10 protein-coding genes are annotated in these 12,552 nt (G+C 61.3%); 1 reads left to right on the top strand and 9 read right to left on the bottom strand.

Annotated features, from left to right (window positions below; translation table 11 throughout):
- Window positions 1-14: 14 nt before the first annotated feature.
- Complete coding sequence (locus ACXR0M_RS06045; protein ID WP_458830839.1) at window positions 15-878, bottom strand: DUF4123 domain-containing protein; 864 nt, start codon at window positions 876-878, stop codon at window positions 15-17.
- On the bottom strand, window positions 869-2,923 hold the full coding sequence (locus ACXR0M_RS06040) for a type VI secretion system Vgr family protein (protein ID WP_458830837.1): 2,055 nt from the start codon (window positions 2,921-2,923) through the stop codon (window positions 869-871). Before ACXR0M_RS06040 ends, ACXR0M_RS06045 begins: the two co-directional genes overlap by 10 nt.
- Window positions 2,924-3,283: 360 nt before the next feature.
- On the opposite strand from ACXR0M_RS06040, the gene ACXR0M_RS06035 reads away from it, so the two are divergent.
- Window positions 3,284-4,585, top strand: a complete 1,302-nt coding sequence (locus tag ACXR0M_RS06035) for an OprD family porin (protein ID WP_458830835.1) — start codon at window positions 3,284-3,286, stop codon at window positions 4,583-4,585.
- 119 nt (window positions 4,586-4,704) lie between these two features.
- Here the strand turns inward: ACXR0M_RS06035 and ACXR0M_RS06030 are convergent, their stop codons facing one another.
- From ACXR0M_RS06030 to ACXR0M_RS06000, 7 genes are all read right to left on the bottom strand, one after another.
- Window positions 4,705-5,325, bottom strand: coding sequence for a transglycosylase SLT domain-containing protein (locus ACXR0M_RS06030; protein WP_458830833.1), 621 nt, complete (start codon window positions 5,323-5,325; stop codon window positions 4,705-4,707).
- 43 nt (window positions 5,326-5,368) lie between these two features.
- Window positions 5,369-6,307, bottom strand: a complete 939-nt coding sequence (locus ACXR0M_RS06025; RefSeq protein ID WP_458830832.1) for a carbohydrate kinase family protein — start codon at window positions 6,305-6,307, stop codon at window positions 5,369-5,371.
- Between the two features lie 13 nt (window positions 6,308-6,320).
- Complete coding sequence (gene xylB / locus ACXR0M_RS06020) at window positions 6,321-7,817, bottom strand: xylulokinase (protein WP_458830830.1); 1,497 nt, start codon at window positions 7,815-7,817, stop codon at window positions 6,321-6,323.
- Between the two features lie 152 nt (window positions 7,818-7,969).
- A complete protein-coding gene (locus ACXR0M_RS06015; RefSeq protein WP_458830829.1) occupies window positions 7,970-9,445 on the bottom strand; it encodes a mannitol dehydrogenase family protein in 1,476 nt (491 codons plus the stop codon).
- Between the two features lie 17 nt (window positions 9,446-9,462).
- On the bottom strand, window positions 9,463-10,566 hold the full coding sequence (locus ACXR0M_RS06010; protein WP_458830827.1) for an ABC transporter ATP-binding protein: 1,104 nt from the start codon (window positions 10,564-10,566) through the stop codon (window positions 9,463-9,465).
- 165 nt (window positions 10,567-10,731) lie between these two features.
- On the bottom strand, window positions 10,732-11,562 hold the full coding sequence (locus ACXR0M_RS06005; protein WP_134177408.1) for a carbohydrate ABC transporter permease: 831 nt from the start codon (window positions 11,560-11,562) through the stop codon (window positions 10,732-10,734).
- Between the two features lie 8 nt (window positions 11,563-11,570).
- Window positions 11,571-12,497: a carbohydrate ABC transporter permease gene (locus ACXR0M_RS06000; RefSeq protein ID WP_458830824.1), complete on the bottom strand. Its 927-nt coding sequence runs from the start codon at window positions 12,495-12,497 to the stop codon at window positions 11,571-11,573.
- Window positions 12,498-12,552: the final 55 nt, after the last annotated feature.

Genomic DNA, 12,552 nt, shown 5'->3' with positions numbered 1-12,552 from the left:
CGCGGACGGGGTCATCAAGCAGCGCTGGTGCTGAGTTGCTGCAGTTGCTGAACCTTGATGAACGACTCTTCCCTGGATTGCAGGATGGCCATTGCCTGAGGCTGCGTTTCGAGCAGGGGGCCGTTAGTGATCTGGCCCAGCTTCAGTAAATGACGACCTTCGTAAATGTTGTGGGCAACCAGCACGTTGAGGTTTTCCACGAGGTTCGGCAGTTGTTCGTCGGTAGGTTCGCCGTAGGCAGCGTATTGCTCGTCTGCCCAGTAAACCCATCCCAAATGCTCCTGAACCTTGGCCGCTGCGGGTGGCAGGTTGAACGCTGAGACGTCGCCCAGCCATTCAAGTTCCGAAAGGGCTCGCCAACTTAGCCACTGACCGCGATTGCGCCCGAAATGGACCGGTGCCGGGCTATATACCTGTTGCCAAGGGCCAAAGAGCTGATGCGAACTTTCACCAGCGGTGTAGGCTAGCGCCGCCCACAGACTTGGCTTGTGATAACTCAACAGGCTTTGGCCGCCGGAGCCATCGTTGGCACGTAGGAGCCAGCGAGCGTGTGCCAGTGCCTTGGCTGGCTCTGCTGTGGCGAGGGCGATGCCGGCGAAGTTCTCTTCGCAGAGATTTGCCGCTTCGGCAGCGAGGCGACTGCCCCACGGTGCGACCAGCCAGAGAGGGCCGTCAGCGGCGATTTCAGCGAAATCGGTGTTGAGGAACAGGCCTTGAGTGTCCACGGGGTCGCCGACACGGTAGAGGCGGCTCATGGCTTCTGGCTGACGGACGCGATCAATGATGAAACATAGGCTCAGGTCGGAACCGTCTTTCGGCAATCCCTCGAACCCGTAGCGTGGCGCTTCGAGGAGGGTGCTCAGCGCTTTTACATGCATGTGCAATCCTTACGGCTGCAAGCGCCGTTGCTTTGTTTGCCGCACAACGGCGTTATGCCAGATTCGTTGAGGCGTTTAGGCAGCGGGATGAGGACTTTCCCCGCCTTATCCGCATCCGCCACCTTCATCGGCCCTGGCAGCAACGGCGCCGCCGGTGTACCCACGCCCGGTGCGCCGCCAGTGTTGACCTTCACCTCGGCGCCGCTGATGGTTACGCCGCCGGCGTCAACCTTGACGAAGCTGCCACCGGCTTTGGCGGTCAACTCCATGGCGCCTTCGACGACGACTTTCTGGCCGGCGTAGTAATGGATTTCGTTGCCAGCCTCAACAAACTGCCCAGTCCCCACCTTCACATGCTGCGTCACACCCACCGTCAAATGATCATCCGCGCGCATCTCGCTGATGCGGTCCAGATGGGTAATCCGGTGTTCCTCAACCTTGAACTCGCTCAGGGTGTTGGCTTCGACCGTGTCGTGCCGCTCATTGCCGACGCGGATTTTCTGGTCGTGTTCGATGTTTTCGTCCCAGTCGCGCTGGGCGTGGATGTAGATCTGCTCTGCGCCTTTCTTGTCTTCGATGCGGAACTCGTTGTAGCCCTTGCCGCCCGGGGAGCTGAGGGTTTTGAAGGTGCTGCGGGTCTTGTTGGCTGGCAGGTCGTAGGGGACGACGTTTTCCTTGTGGTACAGGCAGCCGGTGACCAGTGGCTGGTCGGGGTCGCCTTCGAGGAAGGTGACGAGGACTTCCATGCCGATGCGCGGGATGGCGATGCCGCCGTAGGCAGCGCCGGCCCAGCCGCTGGCGACGCGCAGCCAGCAGGTGGTTTTGTCGTCGCCCTGGCCGTCGCGGTCCCAGTGGAACTGGACCTTGATGCGGCCGTACTGGTCGCAGTGGATTTCTTCGCCGCCCGGGCCGGTGACCACGGCGGTCTGGCTGCCGAGGACTTTCGGTTTCGGGTGTGCGAGGGCAGGGCGGTAGTGCGCGTCCCACGGCGTGGCGAGAAAGCTGTTGCGGTAGCCCTGGTGGAAATCGCTTTTGTTGTCGGTGACGTCGCTGGTGACGTTTTCGCCGAGCACCTGCGGTTGTTTGCCTTCGTGGAAGACTTCCAGCAGCAGCCACAAGTCGTTCCATTCGCTGCGCGGGTGTTCGGCCAGGGTCAGGAAGTGGCCGCTGGTCAGGGTCGGTTCGTCACCTTTGCCTTCGGCGAGTTTGTAGTCGCTGCGATGGCGCTCGAGGGCGCGGGTCGAGAGGAACTTGCCGCGCTCGCGGGTGGTGAAGCGGCCGGGGTAATCGTAGTCCTCGAGGTCGGGGGCGAAGGCGGATTTGACTGCGCCTTCGGGCAGGATCTTCGGCTTTTCGAAGTCATAGTCGCGACGGCTGACGCGGGTGGTACGGGTTTCCAGACGCAGGTTGAAGCGCTTGATCACCGGTTTGTCGGCGCTCATGCCGGAGTCTTGCTGGTAGCTCACGGCCTTGAGTTTGCGGAATACCGTCTGGTCGTCGCCGAACACCAGTTTGTGGCCGCTGCTGCTGTGCTGGAAGTGGAAGTGGATGCCTTCCTCTTCGCACAGGCGCTGGATGAAGTGCAGGTCGGACTCGTCGTACTGCACGCAATAGTCGCGCTGCGGGTACTCGGCGTTGAGCTGGAAGCTGTAGGCGTCGGCGAGAATGCCGCGATCTTCCAGCACCTGGGCGATGATCTGCGGCACCGTGAGGTTCTGGAAGATCTGCTGATCATGGTTGTGCCGCAGATAGGCCAGTTGCGGCACCAGGCTGATGCTGTAACGGGTCAGGGTCTTGCCGGAGTCGCCTTGCTCGATGCGGTACACCAGACCGTGGATCAGACCTTCGCCGGTGGCGCCGAAGGTGAGCACGCCGGGCTTGTGCAGCAGCTCTTCGAGTTTGAGGTCGGGGCGCGCACTGACCAGTTCGAGGTCGAAACGGAAAGGCTCGTTGAGGGCTTCGCGACCGGTGAAGCTGAGCACTTGCAGGTCGGCGGAGGCGCCTTCGAGGGTAAGGGTAATGTGGGTAGCGTTGGCGTCCAGCATGCCTTGAATTCCGTCCATTGAATAAGCAGGTGACGGATGATGGAGGATTCGACCGCCTCGTTCAAGACGCAAATGCCGTATAGGCGCGGCCCTTGGCGCATAGGGAAAACCCTTAGATCGGCGTTTTGACCCAATAAAATCGGGGCTTGAAGCGCGCGGCGCGGGGCTCAAGCCGATCCGCCGCAGCAGAATCGCCAGTCAGTTTCCGACTAAAGTCGCCTTCAGCCCGGCAAAGCCAACTGCCATCATTGCGACTCACCCCTGCGTGCCCACTTCTTCTCGGCTGTTTTTGACCCGGGACGGGCACTATTTTTCTGGCTGACTGCGCCCCGGCGCAAACGCTGTAGTGTTGGAGTTTTCATGCGTCCCCCATTTCCCCTCATCACCCCGCGCCGGTCGTTTGGCTTCGGCGCCGTTGTGCTGTGCGCCGGTTTTGCCGCCCAGACTCAGGCCAGCGGCTTTCTCGAAGACACCACGGCGAAAATCGAATCGCGCACGGTGTATTTCAACCGCGATTTCCGTGATGGGCACACCGCCAACGACCAGGGCGCGTCCAAGCGTGAAGAGTCGGCGCAGGGCTTTATTCTCAATCTGCAATCGGGCTACACCGAGGGTACGGTCGGTTTCGGCATCGATGCGCTGGGCATGCTTGGCTTGCAGCTCGATTCCAGCCCGGATCGCAGCAACAGCGGCTTGCTGCCGTCCAGCGGCCAGGATCCGCGCGGCTCGAAAGGTCAGTACGCGAAAATGGGTCTGACTGCCAAGGTCAAGGTCTCGGATACGGTGCTCAAGTACGGCGCGCTGCTGCCTGATCTGCCGCTGCTCAAGTACAACGACGGTCGTCTGCTGCCGACGATGTTCAACGGCGCCATGCTCACCTCCAAAGAGGTCAAGGATCTGACCTTTATGGCCGCGCGTCTGGACAAGTACACCGCGCGCGATTCCAGCGATTCGCAAGATATCCGTGTGCACTGCAAGAACAAGCGCTACGCCTGCAACACCACCGCCGATCATTTCGATATGTACGGCTTCGATTACAGGATCAATGATCGCCTGACTGCGCAGTACCACTACGCGGAACTGGAAGACATCTACCGTCAGCACTTCATCGGTTTGCTCGGTAATCAGCCGCTGGGCGAGGGTGTGCTCAAGGCCGATCTGCGCCTGATCAAGAGTGCCGACAGCGGTGCCGAGCGCGCCGGTTCCATCGACAACCGGGCGTTGAGCGGCATGCTCTCCTACGGCATCAGCGGCCATACCTTCAGCGCCGGCTGGCAGCGCATGAACGGCGACAACTCGATGCCGTACCTCGATGGCAGCAATCCGTATCTGGTCAACTATGTGCAGGTCAACGACTTCGCGGCGGCGCAGGAACGTTCCTGGCAGCTGCGTTACGACTACGACTTCAAGGCCATTGGCATCAACGGCCTGAGCTTCCTGACCCGCTATGTCAACGGTGACCACATCAAGGTCCCGGGCAGCGATCAGGCAGGTAAAGAGTGGGAACGCGACAGCGAGCTGAAATACGTGATTCAGTCGGGCACGTTCAAGGATATGAGCTTGCGTCTGCGCAATGCGACTTACCGCAGCAACTATGAAAAATTTGCCCGGGATGTGGATGAGACCCGGTTGATTGTGAGTTACAACTTCTCGGTCCTGTAAACCGCATCCCCTGTAGGAGCTGCCGCAGGCTGCGATCTCTTGATCTTGATTTTGATCGTAAAAAACAAAGGCAAAAGATCGCAGCCTGCGGCAGCTCCTACAGGGGATTTGGGTGAGTGCTACAACCAATGCCAGAAGCGGCTCCACCAGCCGCGATTCAGGTCATCCTTGCACCCGGCATATTGCCGCGCATACAGGTCGGAGCGCGCTTGTACCTTGCGTGCGGTGGGCAGCAGCCAGGCTTTGCTGGCGTAGGTCTTGTTGCGGAAGCCGCCCCAGCCTTCGTGGTAGTTGAGGTATTGGTTGTAGACGTCGTATTTGTACACGCCGTTGATCGAGGTGGTCTTGTCCATGTACCAGCCGACGAAGTCGATGGCGTCGTCGAAGTCTTCGCGATCGGCGCCGTGGCGGCCGGTGCTTTTCTGGTAGTCGGACCAGACTTCATCCTTGGCCTGGGCGTAGCCCGAAGCGGTGGTGACCCGGCCCCACGGGATCACCCACAACAGGTATTTGCGCGGCGTCTTGGCGTCGTAGCGATAGCCCGACTCCTGATACATGATCGCGAAGGGCACCTGGATCGGCACCCCCCAGCGCTTTTGCGTGACTTGCGCGGCGTCGTACCAGTCGCTTTTCTCGCGGAAGATTGCGCAGAGGTCTTCAGGCGAACGCGGCGGCGAGGTGCCGCAGCCGCTGAGTAATCCCGCCAGTATCAACAGTCCTGCCGTGCGCCCCGAAATCAAACCGTCATCCCCATTTACGCAAAAAGGGCGACAGTCTACGCGCTCAGCTCAACTGGTGACGATAGGGCAAATCCGGACCGGTTTTGCTGCAGGTCAGGGCAGCTGCCTGTACGGCAAACCTGAGCATCGCGTCGATCTGCTCGCGGCTCAGTTGTTGGACACCCTTCACCGAGTCCAGCCCTTGTTCGGTCAGCCAGGTAATCAGTGCCGCCTGAAAGGTATCGCCGGCGCCGACGGTATCGGCGATCTGCACCGAACAGGCCGGCACCGACCACGAACCATGGGCGCGACTGAACACGCTCGCGCCATCGCCACCACGAGTGAGGAACACCAGTTGGCAGCGTTGCTGCAGCCAGCCTTCGATCACGCGTTGCGGGTCCTGTTCGGGATAGAGCAGGCTCAGGTCTTCGTCGCTGACCTTGATCATGTCGGCCAGCTGCACCAGCGTTGCCACGCGCTCGCGCCACAGCTCGATGTTCGGCTCGGGATTGAGGCGCACGTTGGGGTCGAGGGTGATCAGGCGTTTGCCGCTTTCACGCTGCACCAGGGTCAGCAAGGTATCGGCAATCGGTTGCACCACCAGCGAGAACGAACCGATGTGCAGACCACGCACCTCAGGACCCAGCACTGGCAGATGCGCAACGCTCAACTGCCGATCAGCGCAGCCTTCACCGCGAAAGCTGTAATGCGGCGAGCCATTGGCGCCGACCGCGACCATCGCCAGCGTGGTTGGCGCGGCGAAATCCACCAGATAGTCCGGACGTACGCCTTCTTCGCCCAGCACCTGCTGCAAACGCCGTCCCAAATAGTCGGTGGACAACCCGGCAAACAGCGCCGACTCCACACCCAAACGGCGCAGACCGACCGCGACGTTGAACGGCGAGCCGCCGGCAATCGCCTTGAAATTGACCTTCGACGCCAGACCGCTGGCATCGTCTTCGCTGAAGAAATCGAACAGGGCTTCGCCACACACCAGATACATGATTGTTTGCTCTTTATAGGGTTGCGACATGCTGTTGATAGCGTTCATAGGCCTGCTGGAACGCCGCGACATTCGCGGCAACCGGCAGGGTTTCACTGCTCAGGTCGAGTTTTACGCAGCGCTCGCACAGGCTGGCCAGGGTGTCTTCGTGGCCGTTCGACCATGACTTGCACCACGCCGCCTGAATCGCTGCGCCGAGGGCGGCGGCTTCGCTTTGTTCGGTGCAGACCACCGGGGTGTTCATGATGTCGGCGACGATCTGCCGCCACACCGCACTTTTCGAGCCGCCGCCGATCAGGCAAATGCTGCGGCTTTGTAAACCATTGTGGCGCAACAGATCCAGTCCATAACGCAAACCGAAGGTGGTGCCTTCGACGGCGGCGCGGCACAGATTGGCCTGGGTCAGGTTGCTCAAGGTCAGGCCGTGCAGGCTGCCGGTGGCATGGGGCAGGGCGGGCACGCGTTCGCCGTTGAGGAACGGCAGCATGCTCACCCCTTCGGCACCGATAGGCGCCTGCGCCACCAGAGCGTTGAACTGTTGCAGATCGAGATCGAACAGCCCGCGGATTGCGCCAGTGGCGTTGGTCAGGTTCATGGTGCAGATCAGCGGCAGCCAGCCACCGCTGGAGGAGCAGAAGGTCGCGACCGACGCGTCCGTGCTGACCTTCGGCGCCTCGGCATAGGCGTACACCGTGCCGGAGGAGCCGAGGCTCATGGTGATCGCGCCGGGCTGAATATTGCCGGTGCCGATGGCGCCCATCATGTTGTCGCCACCACCGCTGGACACCAGCGCATTCGGGTTGAGGCCGAGTTGTTCGGCAATCGCCGGCAGCAGGGTGCCGACCGCTTGATGCGCGTCGATCAGCTCCGGCAACGCTGCCTGCAATCGCCCCGTGGCGTCGATATCGCGCAGCAGTTGCAAGTCCCACTGGCGGCTGCGCACGTTGAAATAACCGGTGCCGGAAGCGTCGCCATATTCGCTGCAGGCGCGGCCGGTGAGCCAGAAATTCAGGTAGTCGTGGGGCAGTAGGATCCGCGCGATACGCGAGAACACCTCCGGGTGTTGTTCTTGGGTCCACAGCAGTTTCGACACGGTGTAGCCCGGCGCGATGACCACGCCGAGGCGTTCCAGCGAGCCTTGTTCGCCGCCCAGGTGTTTGAGCAGACGGTCGTTTTCATCCGTGGTTTCGGTGTCGCACCACAGCTTGGCCGGGCGCAGCACCTGACCTTGATCATCCAGCAGCACCAGACCGTGTTGCTGGCCGGAGACGCCGATGCCGAGGATCGCCTGGCCGTCGACCTTCGCTGCCAGCAACGCCTGGCGGGTGGCGAGGACGAAGGCGTCCAGCCATTGTTGGGTATCCTGCTCGCGCCGGCCATTGGCGCCGCTGATCATCGTGTGCGCGGCGGCGCCCTGGCCGAGCACCTGACCGCTGGCGGCATCGAGGATGATCGCCTTGGTGCCCTGGGTGCCGCAGTCGATGCCGAGGAACAGTTGTCGGGTGGTCACAGAGAGGTCCTCAGGTTGTCAGATGAGTCAGGGTGAAGCCAATCGCTGGCAAGCCAGCTCCCACAGGTTCTCGGGTGTACGCAAAATGTGTGAATGATTGAACACTTTGTGGGAGCTGGCTTGCCAGCGATGGCGGCGGTGGGTTCACCGCATCACTCAGCCAGAATCCGCTCCAAAGTGCGCGTCACACCCTCTTCACGCAAGCTGTCGCAGCACCATTCAAACGCCGCGACAAATTCTGCCGAACGCGCAATCGCCGTGCCGAAAATCTCCTCGACCGCCAACAACCGCTGAGTGATTAAAGCATCGTCCGCCACCAGCGCCTGACAAAACGCCGCGCGCGGATCAGGAATGGAGTAGGTGTCGCCATTCTCATCCACACCCTTCAAATACAACGCCCATGCCGCCACCACCAACGCCGCGCGTTTGGTCTCGCGTCCATCGCCGATCAGGCGATTGATCGTCGGAATAGTGAACTTGGGAAACTTCGACGAGCCGTCCGAGCAGACCCGCTGCAGTTGATCGGCAATCGCCTGATTGGAGAAGCGCGCCACCAGCGTGTCTTTGTAATCAGCCAGATCAATGCCCGGCACCGGTGCCAGTTGCGGGGTCACATCGAGGTCCATGTAGGCGCGCATGTAACGCACAAACAGCGGGTCGTTCATGGTCTCGTGAACAAACCGGTAACCCTTCAGAAAACCCAGATAGGTCAGCGCCAGATGGCTGCCGTTGAGCAGTTTGATCTTCATTTCTTCGTACGGCGAAACGTCATCGGTGAACTGCACGCCGACCTGCTCCCAGGCCGGACGCCCGTTGACGAATTTGTCTTCCAGCACCCACTGCACGAACGGCTCGCAAACCACCGGCCAGGCGTCATCGACCGCGTGTTTGTCGGCCAGTTGCAGGCGGTGGGCGGTGCTGGTCATTGGCGTGATACGGTCGACCATGGCGTTGGGGAAACTGACGTTCTGGTCGATCCAGTCCCGCAGTCCTTTGTCACGCAAGGTAGCGAAGGCGAGCAGCGCTTTACGGGTCACCGCGCCGTTGTGTGGCAGGTTATCGCACGACATCACGGTGAACGCCGGAGTACCAGCGCCACGACGCTTTTCCAGCGCGGCGCAGAGGAAACCGAACACGGTTTTCGGTGAGTTCGGGTGCGCCAGATCGTGCTGAATCTGCGGCAGGTGCGCCATGAATTCGCCGTTGCTGTCGTCGATGCAGTAGCCGCCCTCGGTGATGGTCAGCGAGACGATGCGGATCTGCGGATCGGCGAGTTTGTCGATCAGTGCCTGCGCGCCATCCTCGGCCAGCAGCATGTCGCGAATCGCGCCGATCACCCGGACTTCGGTGTCATCGCTGTCGCCGAGTTCGAACAGGGTGAACAGGTAATCCTGCTCCTTGAGATCGTCGCGGGCGCGGCGGTCTTCGGCGCGCAGGCCGACCCCGCAAATTGCCCAGTCCAGTGCCTGACCCGAGTTCATCAGCGCATCGGTGTAGTACGCCTGATGCGCGCGGTGGAAACCACCGACGCCAATGTGCGCGATGCCCTGGCGAGTGTCGCTGAGGTTGTAGGCCGGCAGTTGCACCTCGGTGGCGAGGCGTTGCAGATTTTGCTTGTTGAGTTTCATCGGGCGAGTCTCGAAATTCAGGCCGCCGCACGCAGCGGGCGGGTCAGCGCAACGCCGTCGGCGTCGAACAGGTGGCAATGGCTGGCGTCCAGGTGCAGATTCAGTTGTTCGCCATAGCGGCTCGCGAGGTCGCCGCGCACGCGCATGGTCAGGGCTTCGCCGGCATTGGTGGTGACGTGGCAGAAGGTATCGCTGCCCAGGCGTTCGCTGACGTCGGCGGTGACGGGCAGGGTGCAGTCGCCCGGTTGCGCCAGTTCCAGATGTTCCGGGCGAATGCCCAGGGTCACCGCGCTGCCGACGCTCAGGCTGGCGGCGTTGAACGGCAGCGTGATGCGGGTACCGGCGTCCAGCGAGACTTCGCAGCTCTGACCGTCGATCCGGGCGATCTTGCCTTTGAGGAAGCCCATTTTCGGCGTGCCGAGGAACCCGGCGACGAACAGGTTGGCCGGATGGTGATAGAGGTCCAACGGCGAGCCGACCTGTTCGATCTTGCCGCCATTGAGCACGACGACCTTGTCGGCCATGGTCATCGCTTCGACCTGATCGTGGGTCACGTAGATCATGGTCGCCTGCAGATCCTTGTGCAGGCGCAGCAGCTCCAGGCGCATCTGTACCCGCAGCGCGGCGTCGAGGTTGGACAGCGGTTCGTCGAACAGGAAGATCTTCGGATTGCGCACGATTGCCCGGCCGATGGCGACGCGTTGGCGCTGGCCGCCGGACAGTTGTTTCGGCTTGCGCTCCAGCATCGGCCCGAGTTCGAGAATCCGTGCCGCTTCGCCGACTTTCTTCTCGACTTCGGCTTTCGGCACGCCGGCCAGGTCGAGGGCGAACGACATGTTTTTCTTCACGGTCATGTGCGGGTACAGCGCGTAGGTCTGGAACACCATCGCCAGATCGCGCTTGGCCGGGCTGACTTCGGTGATGTCGCGGCCATCGAGTTCGATGGTGCCGCCGCTGACTTCTTCCAGCCCGGCGATCAGTCGCAGCAGGGTGGATTTGCCGCAGCCGGACGGGCCGACGAAGACCACGAATTCCTTGTCGTTCACCTCAAGGTCGATGCCTTTGATGATGGAGAAGCCTTCGAAGCCTTTTTGCAGATTGTTGATTTTCAGGTTGGCCATGATCATGGGCCTCCGCCATTTATTATTGGGTTAAACCAGGTCGGCTTTTCTGTGGGAGCGGGCTTGCTCGCGAAGGGGCCGTGTCAGTGGACATTTTTGTTGAATGACACACCGCTTTCGCGAGCAAGCCCGCTCCCACAAGGGATTGGGGTCGGTTTGGGGGCTTCATTTGACGGCGCCAAACGACAGGCCGCGCACCAGTTGTTTCTGGCTGATCCAGCCGAAGATCAGGATCGGCGCGCAGGCCAGGGTCGAGACTGCCGACAACTTGGCCCAGAACAAGCCTTCCGGGCTTGAGTACGAGGCGATCAGCGCGGTCAGTGGCGCGGCTTTCGACGAGGTCAGGTTCAGCGACCAGAACGCCTCGTTCCAGCAGAGGATCAGCGACAGCAGCACGGTCGAGGCCAGACCGCCCTTGGCGATCGGCAGCAGCACGCGGACCATTTCCTGCCACAGGGTGGCGCCGTCGAGGCGGGCGGCTTCGAGGATGTCTTTGGGGATGTCCTTGAAGTAGGTGTAAACCATCCAGACCACGATCGGCAGGTTGATCAGGGTGTAGATCACGATCAGCGCGATGCGTGTATCGAGCAGGCCGAAACTCTTGGCCAGCAGGTAGATCGGCATCAGCACGCCCACCGGTGGCAGCATCTTGGTCGAGAGCATCCACAGCAGCGTGCCCTTGGTGCGCTGGGTTTCGTAGAACGCCATCGAGTAGGCGGCGGGCACCGCGATCAACAGGCACAGGGCGGTGGCGCTGAAGGAAATCACCACCGAGTTCCAGGCAAAACTGAAGTAGTCGCTGCGCTCGTTGATGTGCAGGTAGTTCTCCAGCGTCGGGGTGAAGATGAACTGCGGCGGCGTGGCGAAGGCGTCGATTTCGCTTTTGAAACTGGTCATCACCATCCACAGGATCGGGAAGAAAATCACGATCGCGATGGCCCAGGCCAGGGTGCCGAGCAGCAGGCTTTGCAGCCGGCGGGATTGTTGAAGAGTCATGGCAGGCCTCAGGCTTTGTCAGTCAGGTTTTTGCCGATCATCCGCACCAGAATGATCGCGGCGATGTTGGCGATGACCACGGCAATCAGGCCGCCCGCCGAAGCCATGCCGACGTCGAACTGCACCAGCGCCTGGTTGTAGATCAGGTAGGCGAGGTTGGTCGAGGCGTAGCCGGGGCCGCCATTGGTGGTGGTGAAAATCTCGGCGAACACCGACAGCAGGAAGATCGTTTCGATCATCACCACCACGGCAATCGGCCGCGCCAGGTGCGGCAGGGTCAGGTGCCAGAAGATCGCGAGCGGGCCGGCGCCATCCAGGCGTGCAGCTTCTTTCTGCTCCTGGTCGAGGGACTGCATCGCGGTCATCAGGATCAGGATTGCGAAGGGCAGCCATTGCCACGAGACAATGATGATGATCGACAGCAGCGGGTAGTGCGCCAGCCAGTCCACCGGGTCGGCGCCGAACAACCGCCAGACGTAGGCGAGGATTCCCGAGACCGGATGGAAAATCAGGTTCTTCCAGATCAGCGCGCCGACCGTGGGCATGATGAAGAACGGCGAAATCAGCATCACCCGCACGATGCCACGGCCGAGAAATTCGCTGGCTTCGAGCAGCGCACTGATCAACACGCCGAACACCACGCTGATCAACAGCACACTGCCGACCAGTAACAGAGTGTTGGTGGCGCCGGGCAGGAAGCCCGAATCGGTGAGGAAATAGCTGAAGTTCTCCAGCCCGACGAACTCGTTTACGCCGGGGTCGAGCAGGTTATAGCGAATCATCGAAAAGTAGATGGTCATGCCCAACGGCACGATCATCCACAGCAGCAACAGGGCCACCGAAGGGCTGACCAGAAACCAGCCAGGGTTACGCACGCGCAGTTTGCGCGGTGGCCGGGTCAGGTCGATGTGGGCTTTGGCAGTTGAAGTATTCATGGTGATCACAGCCGAGTCATACAGACCTATGGAGATCCCCTGTGGGAGCGAGCTT

The organism is Pseudomonas sp. Eth.TT006, from assembly GCF_054456575.1.
The sequence above is the reverse complement of the archived record's forward strand: the minus strand, read 5'-3'. Positions and strand labels throughout refer to the sequence as shown.